Below are 17370 nucleotides of genomic sequence, written 5' to 3'. Positions count from 1 at the left end.
AGCCATGGCAGACCATGGGACGACAGCGGCAAATGAAACGGAAGGCCCGGCCGCACCGCAGGATCCGGCAGTCGGACGCCGCGGACTTTACATCCTATATGAGACGATGATCGAAGCGACGATTCGTCCCGATGGGAAGTATACGCAAGAGATTTACCTGGACGGGAGCCAACTCGTCGATAAAGCCCGTTTTACGGGAGGTGTGACGGATGAAACCATTCTTGAGCTGCTAAAGAGCAGCAGCGGTCTCCGCCGGCTGGTGGACTGTATCGGGATCTCCGTTCATGCTCATGAACGAGACGTATCGAGCGCCCTATTCACATTTTGGAACTGGGGAAAAGCGAATCCATACGAAACGGGATCCCGGCAGACTATAACCTGTCCAGCCAACGGAACGGAAACGCTCTTGGTTCTGGATGACGACGAGTGTCGATATTCGGATGACCATGTTCCGGGCAAATTCGTCTTGGAGTTTGAGCGAGGGGGCGCGTTGGCAACGGCAAGCATCGTATTCTATCTTCGTGACGGTTACCAAGTTCCCGAGGTTGCAGCCGACCCGCCGGTCGATGTGGAATCACAAGCATATCAAGACATGATTAAGAAATCGCTCATAAGCCCGGGCCATAACAAACGACTAAAAGCGGCGATCGAAAAAGCGAAGCGAGGCGAGCCCGTAACCATCGCCTATATCGGTGGTTCCATCACCCAAGGGGCCGGTGCTGTCCCGCTCCATTCCCAATGCTACGCATACCAATCCTATGACCTGTTCAAGCGAAGGTTTGCACCAGCCGCCGACAGCCCGATGCGTCTGATCAAAGCCGGCGTAGGCGGCACGCCGTCGGAGCTGGGCATCGTCCGCTATGATCGGGATGTGCTTCGAGAAGGGGAGGTACAGCCGGATATCGTGATCGTCGAGTTTGCCGTCAACGACGCCGGCGACGAAACGAAAGGAAACTGTTACGAGAGCCTGGTCCTCAAGGCTCTTCGTGCCGATCACAAGCCGGCGGTGATTTTGCTGTTCAGCGTATTCGTGAACGACTGGAATCTTCAAGACCGGCTAGCCCCCGTAGGCTGGCATTACAACCTTCCGATGGTCAGCGTGAAGGATGCGGTCACGGAACAGTTTCGATACAGCAAGGAGCAAGGCAACGTGATTACGAAAAGGCAGTTTTTCTACGACATATATCATCCGACCAATGCAGGACATCGGGTGATGGCCGATTGTTTGGGCTGGTTATTCGAGGTAACCGATCGTTCCTCCATCGACGAGGAGGACCTGACGGATGTACAGTCTCCGCTGATCGGAAACGACTTCGCTTTAACGAAGCTGCTCGATCGCAGGAATGGCGACCGTTTCGCCCGCATTGATCCTGGCGGTTTTTCGGACATCGACACGGATCTGCAGACGGCGGAAATGGACGATCATGCATACGGGACGCCGCAATTCCCGCACAACTGGATGCATACGGCCGATTCCGGCAAGCACAGCTTTAAAATGACCATCCGGAGCAAGAGTCTTATCCTTGTGTATAAAGATTCCGGAAGCCGGGCATTCGGGACCGCGAACATATGGGTAGACAGGAAGCTGAAGAAGACCGCCGATCCGCATGAAGTCAATTGGACGCACTGCAGCGCCGTGATTTTATACAATGAGTCCAAGTCAGAAGAACATGTGGTAGAGATCCAAATGGCGGAAGGGCACGAGGATAAGCGATTCACGATTTTGGGCTTCGGTTACGTCCCGTAGGATTGCGATAGCTTAAAGTTCCAAGGGTAGGCTTGATTGGGCATTAACCGGCCTAAATCAATAAGATGAAGGGGAGAGGAATATGAAGGAGACGGCACCGGCATTGGCCGGATTCGACCGGCAACGGGAACATATCGACAGGGGAATAATCGAAACGGTGGAATATGCATCCGAAACGGTAGGCAACTTTCGAAAGGCGACGATCTATACGCCACCAGGGTATGGCGATGATAAAACGTACAACGTGCTTTATTTATTGCATGGGATCGGTGGTGATGAGTCGGAATGGCACCGCCATGCGGATCCGCAGACGATTCTGGATAATCTATGCGCGGATGGGAAACTCGCGCCGATGATCGTCGTTTTTCCCAATGGCCGTGCGATGCCGAACGATCGGGCTGAAGGGGACCTGTTTGATCCGGACAAAGTGAAAGCATTCGAGACGTTCGAATTCGATTTGCTAAACGATCTGATTCCCTTTATCGAGTCGCGTTATTCGGTATCGACAGGTCGGGAAAACCGTGCGATTGCGGGGTTGTCCATGGGCGGGGGGCAATCCTTGAATATCGGCTTGAAGCACCTCGACCGTTTCGCATGGATCGGCGCTTTTTCCCCGGCTCCCAATACGAAATCTCCTGAACAGCTCGTCCCGCATCCGGAAGAAGCGTCGGCCAGGCTCAAATTGCTGTGGCTTTCATGCGGCGACGAAGACAGTCTTAAGCCGATTAGCGACCGGACGCATGCGTATTTGGCGGAGCACCAGGTTCCACATATTTGGTTTGAGGAACCTGGCGGACATGATTGGTCCGTATGGAAGAGCGATTTGTATCATTTTTCTCAGCACCTTTTTAAAGATAGCTAATGTGCAAGGAAGCCTTGTCCGTTTATGGCCGGGCTTTTTACTTTCAGCCAAAATGACCGAAAGGCGAAAAGATCATGACGTTACTGCCGAAGGAAATCATGTCCATGTTGGACAGAAAAGGTACAAAAGCCGCTGATCTGGTGCACTGGATGGAGTGTGACCGGTTGCCGGACGGCGGCTATACGGACGGATATCTCGTCTTGTCCCGGGAATATCTTCACATCTTTCGTGGCAGCGTCACTTCGAAGGAGAAGACGTTTTCGAGTGATGCAGCCCGCCGGAGCAAGGACGCTGGCAAGCCGGGGAGAGACCGTTCCGTCGATTGGGCATGGGAACGCATTCCCGTCGAACGATTGGAATCCCTGGTCATCGTTAATCTGGTCGCTTCCGGCATGGTCGTGGCCAAGGAGCGGGAAGAGCGAGTGATCGGCGCATTCACGAGCGGTCAAATGAAACAGGCCGTCCGATTTGCGGGAGCCTTCGACAAAATGAAGAAAAACGAGCGGTTGCAGGCCTTCGAACAAAACGAGGAATCGGAAGGGGCTTCCTGTCCGACATGCGGATTGATGTACCCTGAAGAAGGCAGGCCATTCTGCCCGAAATGCATGAAGAGGCATGCCGTCTTCGCACGTTTGCTGTCGTTTGCGGGCAAGTATAAGCTGTCCATCTTCTTTATCGTGTTGTTTATGCTGCTCAACTCGGCGACCGGTCTCGTCATTCCTTATTTTCAAGGCACGGTGCTCTTTGATCAGGCGCTTGCCGGAAGTGGCGCTTTCGCGGGGAAGATCGGTCTTGTCATTGTGATCATTCTCGCATTCCGAACGCTATCGCTGTTATTCGGGGTCTTGTTCGGCACCATTATCGCAAAACTGGCGGCAAAGGTCGCATTCGATTTGAAATCGGCCGTATTTACCGCGTTGCAGCGGTTGTCGCTCGATTTTTTCATGCGTAGGCAGACCGGTCATCTCATGACCCGAGTGAATAACGACGCACAGGAACTGCAATATTTATTCGTAGACGGGCTTTCTTATTTCATCGTAAATGCGTTGAACATCATCGGCATCACCGCCGTGCTTCTTTGGATGGATTGGCGGCTTACGCTGATTTGCCTGCTGCCGATGCCGCTGGTCCTCTGGCTTGTCCGGAGCGCGTTTCCGAAGCTGTGGCGCTTGTCCTGGCGAAGGCACCGCAGGGTGAGCGCCCTGAATTCAATCATCAGCGATTCGGTTCGCGGCTCGCGGGTCGTCAAGGCATTCGGTAAAGAAAAGGTGGAGATCCGCCGCTTTCAGCGGGCGAACGATGCATTCTCCGGGGCCGAACAGCGTTTCAACAAATTGAGCGGAACCGTGTTCCCGGTGCTCAATTTTCTGACGCAGGCGGGCGGGATCTTGATCTGGGCGTTCGGCGGTTGGTACGTGATGCAAGGCCGGATGTCGTTCGGCGCCGTGCTGACGTTCGTCAACTATATGATGATGCTGTACGGGCCGATTCAGTTCATGAACAATATCGTCGGCTGGTGGTCCAATTGCATGGCGGCGGCGCAGCGTATCTTCGAGATCCAGGATGCCGTGCCGGATGTAGCCGAGCGTCCTGGCGCCGTTCATTTGCCGGCGATGAAAGGCGATATCGTGGTCGATAACGTTTCGTTCGGCTACGAGCCGAACAAACCGATTTTGAAGCAGGTGTCCTTGTGCGCGAGACCGGGGCAGATGATCGGCGTCGTCGGCCATTCGGGTGCGGGGAAATCGACGCTTGTCAATCTGGTGTCGCGATTGTACGACGTAACCGAGGGGGAAATCCGGATCGATGGCGTCAATGTCAAGGATCTTTCGACAGCTTCACTACGGCGTCATATCGGGATCGTATCCCAGGATGTCTATGTGTTCTCGGGCAGCATCGCCGAAAATATCGCGTACGCCGATCCCGATTGCCAGGCGGAGGACATTCTGCATGCGGCCAAAATCGCGAATGCGCACGATTTCATCGAAAAGCTGCCGGACGGCTATGATACCCAGGTCGGATCGGGCGGTTACAGCTTGTCCGGCGGGGAGAAGCAGAGGCTGTCGATCGCCAGGGCCATGCTGCACAACCCAAAGGTGCTCATTCTAGACGAGGCGACCGCCTCGCTCGATACGGAGACGGAGCTGCAAATTCAGCAGGCGCTCGATTCGCTTGTCAAAGGACGGACGACGATCGCGATCGCCCACCGGCTGTCCACGTTAAGGCAAGCCGATTTCTTGGTTGTGATGGATAAAGGCGTCATCGTCGAAGCGGGCACACACGACGAGCTGATGGCGATGGAGGGCGTCTATAGGGAACTGGTCCGCAAACATGACGAAGCGCTCAGAATGAAGGGGGAGATCATCGCATGACGACGATGGACGAACATCGGGGGACAGAGCTGGCGGATGCGGCAGGCATCCGATATTTGACCCCGGGCAATACGGATTTTACGGAGACGAACGGACGTATGCTATCGGTCTGTACCGGGGGCGAAGTGCATTCGCCGGTTTACGTGCATTGTTCCTTTCCGCATACGAACCAGCGCTCATTCTTGTCGATTCGTACGGCGGATAACAAGGAGATCGGCATGATCCGCCATCTTGACGATTTTCCCCAAGGCACGGCCTCCCTGATTGAAAGGCAGATGATAATCCGCTATTTCACGCCGGAAATAACGAAGGTTATTGCCGTAACCGAGGAGTTCGGCTATTCCTATTGGGAAGTTGCAACGACTGCCGGACTGTGCAGGTTTACGGTGCGAAACGGCAGCGGCAACGTCAAGTTCGCGGCGGAGAACCGCCTGCTGATTATCGACGTCGACGGAAACCGATTCGTCATCCCTCAGGTGGACCGTCTGAGCGAAAAGGAATACCGAATGGTCGAAATGAGATTGTAAACGGCGGTAACGGAGGACAATCGATGAATTTGAATTTCACGCTTTCAGAGCAGGATCTAGCGGCGGTGCGGCAAGTCGTCGGAGCGGAGATCGCTTATTGCGTCCCGGCCGACCTGTCGCTGGAAGGGCGGCGGGTGGAAGGCTATCTTGCGATCGGCGGTGGCAGGTGGGCCTATGTGCAAGACGGCCAGGTGCGAGACGAGGGAAACATCGCGGACGCCAGCGATTATAAGCTGGTGCCGTTCGTTGGCAATGCAGTGCTCGAAGCCACGGAGAACGAGACGAAGCGAATCGTCGTCCGAGTGACGATGCAGCATGCGGCCAGGTACGGCTATATCGCCCAAATCTTGAATGACATGGCTGCCAATCGCCCCATCCGTATTTATCATGATGAAGCGGATCCGGTTTGTGCAGCTTGCGGACGATCGCTCGTCCCGGGTACGCGGGTGTGTCCCCGATGCATGAGCAGAACAGCCGCTTTCAAACGACTGTTTCTCGTGTCGAGAAGGCACTGGCGAGGCTTAATGCTTGGGCTTGGCGTTCTGATCGTCGCTTCGGGACTGGCGATGGCTGGACCCTATTTCCAGAAGCTACTCGTCAACGCTGCGCTGCTGCCCCCCGCCGGGCAAGAAGCGAACGTTAGGGTGTTCTTCCTTGCCCTCGCAGGGATGCTGTTCGCCCTGGCCTTCGGCGAGCTGCTCGGCATCGCCAAAAACCGGATCATGGCCAGCGTCAGTACGGGCATTGCGGCCGATTTGCGCAAAACGGTATTCGATCGGATTCAGAACATGTCGCTCGGATTTTTGACGTCCCAGCGGGCAGGAGACCTGATGAACAGGGTGACGGCCGATACGGACCGCATCCGTCATTTGATTCAGGAGATGTGCACAACGGCCATCTACCAACTGATCATCCTGGTCGCGTCAGCGGCGCTGCTCTTTACCGCCGATTGGCGGCTAGCGCTGGTCGTGCTCCTTCCCGCTCCGTTCGTTGCTTATCTGCACTACTATATTTGGAGACGCGTGCTGCACAAGCTGTTTCACAAGCAGTGGCGAATCTCCGATAAGGCGAACTCATTCCTTCACGACGTTATAAGCGGCATCCGGGTCGTGAAGGCGTTCGGCCAGGAAGAGCGGGAAATCCGCAGATTCCGGAAATACAACGGCGAATTTGCCGCAGCCGCGATCAAGAGCGAGAAATTGTACAGCGTTTTATCGCCGATCTCGAATTATTTGATTCAGATCGGCCAATATCTCGTCCTCATGATCGGCTGCTACATGATTATCGGCCGGGAAATGAACGTTGGCGAACTGATTCAGTTCAGCGCTTACGCCGCAATGATATTCGGGCCGATCTCCTGGTTGATGTTCATGCCGCGCTGGATCGCGAATGCCGTCATATCTATGCATCGTGTATTCTCGGTGATCGACGAGCAGCCGGAAGTCATCGATGCAAAGAACGCGGTGGGCCACCGGATTCGGGGCTCGATCGAGTTCCGCGACGTTTTTTTCGGTTACCGATCGTATGAGCCTGTTCTGAAGGAAATCAACCTCACCGTGAAGCCGGGGGAGATGATCGGACTCGTCGGCCATTCCGGATCGGGCAAATCAACGACGATCAATCTGATTTCCCGTTTTTATGATGTGAACGAAGGGGAGATTCGGATCGACGATATCGATATCCGGATGATCCGGCAGGAAGATTTGCGCTCGCAGATCGGAGTCGTGCTGCAGGAGACGTTCCTGTTCAGCGGGACGATTGCGGAGAACATTCAGTATTCGAAGCCGGGCGCGAAACCGGAAGAAGTAATCGAGGCGGCCAAAATCGCGAACGCGCATGATTTTATCATCAATTTGCCCGATGGTTACGATACGAGGCTCGAAGAGAACGGGAACAATTTGTCTGGTGGCGAGCGTCAACGCATAGCGATCGCACGGGCCGTGCTGAACGATCCCCGAATCCTCATTCTGGACGAGGCAACGGCTTCGCTTGACATCGAGACGGAAGCGACCATCCAGGAAGCGCTGAAACGGGTGACGAAGAATCGCACGACGATCGCTATCGCGCATCGTCTATCCACGCTGCGAAATGCCGACCGACTTATCGTCCTTGATAAGGGGCGGATCGCCGAAATCGGCACGCATCGAGAATTGATGAAAAAGCAGGGGATCTACTACAATCTGATCTCCGCCCAGCGCGGCATGTCCCGCAAGAGCGACCCTTCCGTGGTGGTATGACGCCGCCAGAAGCTTACTGTGAAATAGACGATATGGAAAACACAAAGATGGATCTTTATGAACGTTGGAGAAATTGAGCCAAGTTTCCTATTCTGAGCTGCTGCCCGACATAGTAAAGATTACACTGAACTGTTCATCCGGGTGACCCTTAGTCTGCAAGATAGCTGTGAAAAAACACGCTGTCGACCGGAGACAGGCTGGAACGGTTTAAGGGAGGGCTGAGAGGATAAGGGGCTGATCGAACCTATTTTCAATTCGGCCGATATTTACTTATTACCTCCAGCCAGCCGGGAGTGGATGGATGATTATGAGAAAGCGGTGCCGGGTCATCGCATAGAACGATCCCCCAAATGACGAAGCAGCTCTTGTTGACGGAGAAGGTTATTTTTACATTTTCACGCATGTTATTTTTCCTTTATCCAAATCGGCCGTCATTGTGGTTGCGCTGTTTCAGTTTCTGGGTGTGTGGAACGATTTTTTGGGCCCTCTTGTTTACATCAACAATGAATCTAAGTTCACGCTGGCGCTTGGCCTGCAGCAATTTATTGGCTATTACACAGCTCAATGGGAGTTGTTGATGGCGGCGGCCACGTTGGTTCTCGTTCCGCCTATTATGCTGTTTATGTTAGGACAAAAGTACTTTATTAAAGGCATTGCGGTATCCGGGCTGAAAGATTAAAAGCTCGTTCTGCCGACATATCGAAGGGAGGAACTCAATGAAAGCATTGAGAGGCAAACAGGTCATTTTGAAAGAGCAAGAACTGATTCGCAGGGAACGAGCGAACAGAAGCTATCTGATGAAGCTGGACAGCGGTCATCTGTTGTTTAATTATCATTTGGAGGCCGGAAGATTTCATGGAAGAACGATTCCCGAAGGTGCGCACGGCGGTTGGGAAACGCCGGTCTGCCAATTGCGCGGCCATTTTCTTGGTCATTGGTTGTCTGGTGCGGCGTTGCATTATGAAGAAAGCGGCGACATCGAATTAAAGGCCAAACTGGATGCTATTGTGCATGAATTGCATGAATGCCAACGCGATAACGGCGGTCAGTGGGTCGGTCCGATACCCGAAAAATATCTGCACTGGATTGCAAGCGGAAAAAGCATCTGGGCGCCCCAATACAATTGTCACAAAATATTAATGGGGTTGGTCGATGCCTGGCAATATGCCGGAAATCGGCAGGCCCTGGATATCGTGGATCGGTTCGCGGACTGGTTTGTCGAATGGAGCGGCACATTCACAAGAGAGCAATTCGACGATATTCTCGATGTGGAGACAGGCGGAATGCTTGAGGTTTGGGCCGATCTGTTGCACATAACCGGAGCGGACAAATATCGTGTGCTGTTAGACCGGTATTATCGCAGTCGGCTGTTTCAACCCTTGCTGGAGGGCAAGGATCCGCTTACGAATATGCATGCTAACACTACGATACCGGAAGTGCTCGGCTGTGCGAGAGCTTATGAGGTTACCGGAGACGACAGGTGGCTGTCCATCGTCCAAGCGTATTGGAATTGCGCTGTAACGGAAAGGGGAAGCCTTGCGACAGGCGGTCAAACCGCTGGAGAGGTCTGGATGCCGAAGATGAAGATGAAGGCCCGCCTAGGTGACAAAAATCAGGAGCATTGTACTGTCTATAACATGATCCGACTAGCAGATTTCTTATTTCGTCAATCTGGCGACCCTACCTACGCGCAATATATCGAGTACAATCTATACAATGGCATTATGGCGCAAGCCTATTATCAGGAATATGGTTTGACTGGTAGTCAGCATAACTATCCTAGAACCGGCCTGCTGACCTATTTCCTCCCCATGAAGGCCGGTCTGCGCAAGGAGTGGAGCACGGAAACCGACAGCTTCTTCTGCTGCCACGGCACGATGGTTCAGGCGAATGCGGCCTGGAACATGGGAATTTATTATCAGGACGGGGATATCGTCTATATCAGTCAATATTTCGATTCCGAGTTGGACGCAAGTATCGCTGGAACCCTCATACGGATCGTACAGACGCAGGACAAAATGAGCGGTAGCCTCCTATCCTCGTCTAACACGGCCGGGTACCAAGCTATTAATGATACAGCGTCGATAAATGAAAATATACCTACTTTTCGCAAATACGATTTCATTGTATCTGCTGCCGCACCGACAACGTTCACGCTCCGCTTCCGCATACCTGAGTGGATCATGGCGGGAGCATCCGTGTACGTCAATGACGTTCTGCAGGGGACGACTCTGGACAGCGAGAACTTCTATGACATTCACAGAGCATGGAAGGAAGGCGATACCGTCTCGATCATGCTGCCAATCGGCATTCGGTTTGTTCCGCTACCGGACGACGAACGAATAGGTGCCTTCCGATACGGTCCAGAAGTGTTGGCAGGCTTGTGCGAATCAGAACAGCAGCTCTATATGAGGGATGAGGATATTGCGTCCGCTATCGAGAACGAAAATGAACGTGAATGGGGGAGTTGGCGGTATTTCTTCAAGACAGTCAACCAGGAACCTGCCATCACGTTCAAACGAATTCGGGATATCGGGTACGAACCTTATCAAATTTACTTCAAAGTAACGCGTACAAAATTATAGTGAAGAGAGAAAAATAAAATATTCTGTGTGTCCAGCTGATCAACATCCATTCCTGCGATAGATCTAGGCTGATGACTAGTACGATCAAACAGGCGGATACTGAGATCGGTAAAAATGCCATTTCCGTAATGGAGATTTGAGAGATGTAAGCTGTCGGAGGTCTCATATAACGTTCCTGTTCGGCGGGACGATCGGAGTGAATATTCATTACTCGAAGCCGAGTGCAAAGCTGGAAGAGATTATTCTTGAAAAGCCTTATCCGTTAGGAGGGAAGGAGCAGCGTATGGAAAATGAAATTCTCAGCGTTCTCTGCTATACGAGAGAACCGCTTGAACCGGAAATCTATTCCCCGAAGCTTGCATATAGCATGCATCTCGCTTACACCGAAGACGGGATGAGTTATCGGGAGCTTAATCACAACTCGGGGGTGCTGTTCGCTAAAGCCGCCGAGCTCTCAAACGCCACGCTGTCCGCCAAGAGTTTGAAGAATCCGTACCTGTTCCACATGGCTGACGGAAACTTTGGCGTACTGGCCATTCGGACGGAAGCGGACGGTTCTCCCGATCAGCAGAGCAAGGGCTCAGTGCTTTTGTTCACTTCCCCGGACTTGCTGCAGTATCGGGAGCTCGGTCTGTTGAACCTAACGAACGGGCTTCATGTACAAGATATCATGTGCGAATATGAACATGCTTCCCGAAGGTATATCCTTCGTTGGCGTGAAGAAGACGGAAGGTATTATCAAAGGGAAATGGCGGATGTGACATGCCCGGACGACGCTGCCAAGCCGAAGCCGTGCGAAGCTTTCACGCTAAGCCCGAGACGCGTCGACATTGAAGGAGCAGTGCCCCGCAATGCGATACGTGTATCGCGAGGCGTGGCTCAGAGGCTGATTCATAAGCTTACGGTACCGGTTCATGTGCGTAATGAACTGCCGGAGCGTGTGGCCGTTACGTCCAAAGAACAGTTACAAGCCGTTAAAGTGACGGCGATATACAGTGATGGCACAACCACGATCAAGCCGATTGAGTGGGATGCGTCCGAGATCGATTGGAGCCGTCCCGGAACTTATCGCATTTCTGGAAGCATTCGGCAGGATCGCTATACGTTTCCGATGGCGACGAACCGTGCCGACCCTTGCATTGCGCAGTGGGACGGAAGGTATTATTTTGTCGCGACCAATGATGCCGACGGCAACCATACGATATCGATCCGGGAGGCGGATTCCATATTCGGTCTGGTCTCGGCAGAAGAAACCAAAATCCTGGATACAGGCATGCATGATCATCTGAAGCGATTTCTGTGGGCGCCTGAACTTCATGGCATCGGCGGCGATCTGTATATTTTTCTTGCCGGCTGCAGCGGCGAATTCAAAGACATTCAATCGCATGTTATGCGGTTAAAGAATGGCGGCAATCCGAGAATGGCTGCGGATTGGGGGACCCCAATCCGGGTCGCCAGGAATGACGGAAGCCCGCTGTTTCAAGCCGGCATAACGCTGGACATGACCGTATTAGAGCGGAAAGGCCGTTTATATGTGCTCTGGGCGCAAAGGGAATTGGTACCGCATGACCTGGGCTCGTGGATCTATATCGCCGAGGCGGATCCGAGGGAACCGTGGAGACTGTTATCGGAGCCTGTCCTGCTGTCCAAGCCCGATTACGGCTGGGCGAACAATCAAACGTTCGTGGAGGAAGGGCCCTTTGCACTCATGACAGACCGGAAGATCTTCGTGACGATATCCGGTGCTCTGGTCGATGCCACGTATTGCGTCGGCATGCTCAGCGTCAATTCTGACGCTGATTTGCTTGACCCGAACCAATGGACGAAGCGAAATTACCCGCTGCTAACCTCCAGAAGCGTGCCGGGCGAATACGGGCCAGGACACAATTCTTATGTGAAGGACGAGGAAGGAACGATCTGGAGCGTATATCACGCTCGTCCAGGCATCGGCCAACCCCGCTGCTCGGGTCTCCGTCGCGTGCATTTCGACGTTGACGGTGAACCGATGCTGGGCTTGACGGAAGAGAAGGACCTGAATCCAGCGCTTGCGTCCGTATACCTGGATGTGCAGGTGGAAGCATTGGTGGAAGGCTGACGGAACAACAACTTTTCTGGGTTTGTGCGAATTGTTGAACATGAAGAACAAAAGAAGCGCCGTGTTCCCGTGTGCGGGTACGCAGCGCTTCTTTTGCGTTTTGACGACGTGAACCCGAGGTTAATCCTTTGCCAATGATGAATTCAGTTTGGGCACACCGTATAGCCGATGCTCAAGCGCTTTCCACTTTCTGGCCCTTTGCGTTGCCCAGAGCATCAACACTTTTAGAATTTACAAATCATGTTTAGTTTCTCTCTGGTCCGTTAACGCAAGCAGTTATATGATCTTGGTAGCTACAAAATGTAAGCGCTGCAACATGAATGCAGCCATGACCAAGGGAGGGGAATAACGCATGTGGATGCGAAAGATCAGCCTGCTGTTCTGCAGTCTGATTCTGGTGTTCATGATGGCATGCAGCAGCGGTTCGGGCGGTGATCTGAAGTCGAGCGAACCCGGCATAGCGAATGAGGCCGTCAACGAGCCTGCAGTGAAAGACGAGGAACCGGCAGACGAACCAAGCGGCCAGGAAGACATATCCGGTTCGCCGGAAATGGATTTTGATATGGGCGGCAGCACCATCAAATGGGTGTCCTGGTATGACGAGTCCATTCAGGAAGACAACCCTGACAACATTAATCGGAAACGAAATTTGGAAGAGTTAATGGAAAAGCATAATTTTAAAATGGAATACGTAACCGTGGATTTCGGCGAGTATCAGGACAAGGTGACAGCTTCGCTGGTAGCGGGCGAACCGATCGGCGATATCATCCGGGTTGCAAGGCCATGGATGATTCCGACGCTGGTCAATCAAGGTTTGTTCGCGCCAGTGGATGAATATACCAAGAATGAGAAGGTATTCATACAGCAGTACACGAACGAGTACTCCCAATACGAAGGAAGAGGCTACGGATTTCGGACCGGCATCAACGGCGCATCATCCGGCATTTTCTATAATCGCACGCTAATGAATCAATTGGGCATAAAGCCGTTGCAGGAATACGTCAACGAAGACAACTGGAACTGGGACACATTCATTCAAGTCGCGAAAGAAGCGAACAAAGATTCAAATAACGACGGCAAGTTGGATATTTGGGGGCTTGCAACCGCTTCCCTTCTGGTTCCTGCCATGGCTTCGAACGAGGCGAATCTGGTCATTCTCGATCAGCAAGGACTCGAGGATCCAAAAACCTTGGAAGTATTGAACTTCTTATCGCGACTTGCAACCGAGGCGGTTGGCAGGCCTACGGAAGGAGGGGACTGGACTGAGGCGGGCCAATTTTTCCGCCAAGGCAACACATTGATGCTTGCCGGCAGCGACTATGAAATGGAGAACTTCAAGCAGGACATGCCGGATTACGATATCGGCTTTCTTCCATTCCCGAAAGGGCCAAGCGCCACAGGGTATCATTCGCATAATACGATCCCGAACTATCTGACGATTCCAAGCGCGGTAGAACACCCCGAACGCCTGGTTTACATTTACGAGAAAATCAACGATATCGACTCAATCTACGATTATCCGAAACAATCCACGCTGGAAACACTATTCAGCAATGAGGACGATATTCAAAATGCCAAGATGGCCGGTGAGAGCATCAAAGTAGTTGATACCAACGCCGGGTATCCATCGATGCCTTATTACGAATTTACAGGGGAAATTCAGGAAGGCATCCCGGTATCAACGGTTGTCGAGAAATACAAAGCGCCGTTCCAGGCCGCGATTGATACAGTTTGGAAAAAGTGAGCAGGGATCGTCAACCATAACAGCTGCCCTCGCATCCTCTTTCGATTAGGAGGGCGGCTTCAGGTAAAGCCATTCGTGTTGGAAAGCGATTTCGATTAATGCCTCTTAATGGCAGAGGGAGGATAGCCTTTCGATTCCTTGAACACTTTGCTGAAATAGGAAAGGTCATAAAAACCGCAGCATTCCGCGGCTTCCGTAACAGTACAATTGCCCGTCGCCAGCATGATTTCAGCATTATTTACGCGAACGCGCTGCAGGTATTCCTTGTAGGTCGAACCGGTGTTCAGCTTGAATAGCTTTCCAAGGTAGACGGGGTGGAGATTGAGCTGCTCGGCAAAATCGTTTAACGTCAAGTCTTCCGCATAGTGCTCTTCGATGAATGCTGTCAGTTTCTTGATCCGCGGATCCATCAGCATCGTCGTTTGGCGATGCATGCAGCGGAGCAGCCGATGGAGAATGAGTTCGAACAATGCGCGCGCATGGATCATATAAAACGGTTGTTTATTCATCCACACGAGGTTGAACTCACGGATGTAGGAAAGAATCTCCTTGGTGATCAATTTCTTTGTGACCACGCCAAACGGAAGCCGGATATAATTATGCGGCTCGGCCCAGAAAAAATTGAACGGATACGCATGCATGGGCGACTCCTTACATGTATGGGCTTCTCGTACGCTTCCTCCGGGAACGTATACCAGGTCGCCTGCTTCAACTGCAAATTTTTTGCCGTTAATGTAGTAGTTTGCCCGGCCCTCAACAACGAACGTCAAATCATGAAATCCGATTCGGGACTTCTGAATTTTCCAATCCGGATAACATTTACGGTCTACGAACAGAAAGATATTCGGTACGAGATGAGGGTGATATTCAAGCTCCATGCGAAAATCGCCTCCTTTTAAAAAAATTGTAACGTCCTAATGAACTTTTACAACCTGTGATTGGATTGTAATTTTACCATGGAATCGCCGCTTGCTATTATCGAAATTTTCAGCTAAGAAAGGGAATGATTGAATGATCACGTTAACCGGGTTTGCGGATGAGATCTCCCAGGATTTAAAGGAACAGCTGGATGTCCTTGAATCCGAAAGCATCCGTTATCTTGAGCTTCGAGGCGTATGGGGGAAAAACGTGCTGCAGTTGAGGGAAGAAGAGTTGTCTGGCATAAAAGAACGATTATCGCAGCGGGGGGTCGGAGTCTCCTCAATCGGATCGCCGATCGGGAAAATCCAAATCACCGACGACTTTGAACCTCATCTCGAACATGCCAAGCATGCCGTTCGTTTGGCTAAGTATTTCCAAGCGCCTTATGTCCGCGTGTTTTCCTTTTACATTCCCGACGGAGACCACGAGAAGTATCGGCCAGAGGTAATACGGCGCATGCTTCGGCTCGCTCAGTTGGCAGAGCAGGAAGGCATTGTACTGCTTCATGAGAACGAAAGCCATATTTACGGAGACACCGGCGAGCGATGCTTGGAGTTGCTTCAATCAGTTTCGTCCCCCCATTTGCGGGCGGCGTTCGATCCTGCGAATTTCGTGCAGTGCGGCGTGAAACCCGTAGGCGAGGCCTACCCATTGGTCGGCGACTATACGGCGTATATCCATGTCAAAGACGCCATAATGGGGAAGGGGATGGTCGTGCCCGCAGGCGATGGAGACGGCGAACTACGTCTGCTCCTTCAAGAGCTTTGCCGCAGGCGGTATTCCGGCTTTCTGTCTTTGGAGCCGCATCTGCGGGCCGCCGGAAGGTTCGAGGGATTCACCAATCCCCAACTATTCGTCGAGGCTTCCAAAGCGATAAAGCGATTGCTAGCTGTGGAAGGGATGGAGTGGAATTGAAAGGTCGGATATGAATTCAACCGAGTGCATCCTGACACGAATCCAAAAAAAAAATTTTTGGGAGGAGCAGTCTCATGAATCGTTTCTTGATTTCACGTTATAAGAAAGCCATAAGTGCATGTTTGGCCCTTGTCCTTGCGTTGTCCCTTTTGCCGGCACCTGGCGATGTTGCCGCAGCCAGCGACGCCGTTGTGAATGTATCGTCGGAGAAACAAGTGATACGCGGTTTCGGAGGCATCAACCACCCGGCATGGATCGGAGATTTGACGGCAGCACAGAGAGAAACCGCATTCGGAAACGGAAACAACCAGTTAGGATTCTCGATATTAAGAATCTACGTGCACGAAGACCGAAATCAGTGGTACCGTGAACTGGATACGGCCAAACGAGCGATTGCCCTTGGAGCTATCGTATTCGCTTCGCCATGGAATCCGCCAGCCGACATGGTCGAGACCTTCAACCGCAACGGCGATACGTCGGCAAAGCGACTTCGCTACGACAAGTATGCCGCGTATGCCCAGCATCTTAACGATTTCGTAACCTACATGAGAAACAATGGCGTGAATCTTTACGCGATTTCCGTCCAGAACGAGCCCGATTATGCGCATGACTGGACGTGGTGGACGCCGCAGGAAATGCTTCGCTTTATGAAAGAAAATGCCGGATCGATCAACAGCAGAGTGATCGCACCGGAATCGTTCCAATATCTGAAAAATATGTCGGACCCGATTCTAAATGATCCCCAGGCGCTTGCCAATATGGATATTCTTGGCGCTCATCTGTACGGTACCCAAGTTAGCAATTTCGCGTATCCACTATTCAAACAAAAAGGAGCGGGAAAAGACCTCTGGATGACCGAGGTGTATTACCCGAACAGCGACAACAACTCGGCGGATCGCTGGCCAGAAGCCTTGGATGTGTCTTACCATATCCACAATGCGATGGTAGAGGGAGATTTTCAAGCTTACGTATGGTGGTATATCCGCAGATCCTACGGTCCGATGAAAGAGGACGGCACGATCAGCAAACGCGGCTACAATATGGCTCATTTCTCCAAGTTTGTCCGTCCCGGCTATGTCAGGGTGGATGCTTCGAAAAATCCACAAACGAACGTTTACGTATCCGCCTATAAAGGCGACAACAAAATCGTTATCGTTGCCATAAACCGGAACAACTCCGGGGTCAATCAGAACTTTGTCCTTCAGAATGGATCCGTTTCGCAGGTATCAAGGTGGATCACGAGCAGCAGCAGCAATCTCCAGCCAGGAACGTCTCTCAATGTAACAGGGAGCAATTTCTGGGCTCATCTTCCCGCGCAAAGCGTTACGACTTTTGTGGGTGAACTCGGGCGGTAACACATCGTCT

Annotated in this window: 12 protein-coding genes; 11 read left to right on the top strand and 1 reads right to left on the bottom strand. The window is 52.2% G+C overall.

Annotation, left to right across the window (positions count from 1 at the left end):
- Window positions 1–4 precede the first annotated feature (4 nt).
- From AC3RCL_RS15910 to AC3RCL_RS15870, 9 genes are all read left to right on the top strand, one after another.
- Window positions 5–1747, top strand: a complete 1743-nt coding sequence (locus tag AC3RCL_RS15910) for an SGNH/GDSL hydrolase family protein (protein WP_492530608.1) — start codon at window positions 5–7, stop codon at window positions 1745–1747.
- A gap of 82 nt (window positions 1748–1829) precedes the next feature.
- Window positions 1830–2609 carry an alpha/beta hydrolase gene (locus AC3RCL_RS15905; protein WP_492530606.1) on the top strand — a complete coding sequence of 260 codons (780 nt, stop codon included), beginning with the start codon at window positions 1830–1832 and terminating at the stop codon, window positions 2607–2609.
- 104 nt (window positions 2610–2713) lie between these two features.
- The gene (locus AC3RCL_RS15900; RefSeq protein WP_492530604.1) at window positions 2714–4981 is read left to right on the top strand and encodes an ABC transporter ATP-binding protein; all 2268 of its coding nucleotides are present in this window, start codon (window positions 2714–2716) and stop codon (window positions 4979–4981) included.
- The gene (locus AC3RCL_RS15895; protein WP_304146093.1) at window positions 4978–5508 is read left to right on the top strand and encodes a DUF1854 domain-containing protein; all 531 of its coding nucleotides are present in this window, start codon (window positions 4978–4980) and stop codon (window positions 5506–5508) included. Before AC3RCL_RS15900 ends, AC3RCL_RS15895 begins: the two co-directional genes overlap by 4 nt.
- 23 nt (window positions 5509–5531) lie before the next feature.
- Window positions 5532–7745, top strand: coding sequence for an ABC transporter ATP-binding protein (locus AC3RCL_RS15890; RefSeq protein ID WP_492530601.1), 2214 nt, complete (start codon window positions 5532–5534; stop codon window positions 7743–7745).
- Window positions 7746–8136: 391 nt separating this feature from the next.
- Window positions 8137–8424 (top strand): hypothetical protein, encoded by a 288-nt coding sequence (locus AC3RCL_RS15885; protein WP_492536381.1) that lies wholly within the window; start codon window positions 8137–8139, stop codon window positions 8422–8424.
- A gap of 37 nt (window positions 8425–8461) precedes the next feature.
- Window positions 8462–10330, top strand: coding sequence for a beta-L-arabinofuranosidase domain-containing protein (locus AC3RCL_RS15880; protein WP_492530599.1), 1869 nt, complete (start codon window positions 8462–8464; stop codon window positions 10328–10330).
- Window positions 10331–10613: 283 nt separating this feature from the next.
- Window positions 10614–12425, top strand: a complete 1812-nt coding sequence (locus AC3RCL_RS15875; RefSeq protein WP_145036819.1) for a family 43 glycosylhydrolase — start codon at window positions 10614–10616, stop codon at window positions 12423–12425.
- 352 nt (window positions 12426–12777) lie between these two features.
- Entirely contained in the window at window positions 12778–14169 is a 1392-nt protein-coding gene (locus AC3RCL_RS15870; RefSeq protein ID WP_036660567.1) for an ABC transporter substrate-binding protein, read from the top strand.
- Between the two features lie 95 nt (window positions 14170–14264).
- Here the strand turns inward: AC3RCL_RS15870 and AC3RCL_RS15865 are convergent, their stop codons facing one another.
- On the bottom strand, window positions 14265–15047 hold the full coding sequence (locus AC3RCL_RS15865; protein ID WP_051425300.1) for a helix-turn-helix domain-containing protein: 783 nt from the start codon (window positions 15045–15047) through the stop codon (window positions 14265–14267).
- Window positions 15048–15180: 133 nt separating this feature from the next.
- On the opposite strand from AC3RCL_RS15865, the gene AC3RCL_RS15860 reads away from it, so the two are divergent.
- Complete coding sequence (locus AC3RCL_RS15860; RefSeq protein ID WP_492530595.1) at window positions 15181–16005, top strand: sugar phosphate isomerase/epimerase family protein; 825 nt, start codon at window positions 15181–15183, stop codon at window positions 16003–16005.
- 86 nt (window positions 16006–16091) lie between these two features.
- Entirely contained in the window at window positions 16092–17360 is a 1269-nt protein-coding gene (gene xynC / locus AC3RCL_RS15855) for a glucuronoarabinoxylan endo-1,4-beta-xylanase XynC (RefSeq protein WP_492536379.1), read from the top strand.
- The last annotated feature ends 10 nt before the right edge of the window (window positions 17361–17370 follow it).

Source organism: Paenibacillus sp. MT86 (genome assembly GCF_058792535.1).
The sequence above is the reverse complement of the archived record's forward strand: the minus strand, read 5'-3'. Positions and strand labels throughout refer to the sequence as shown.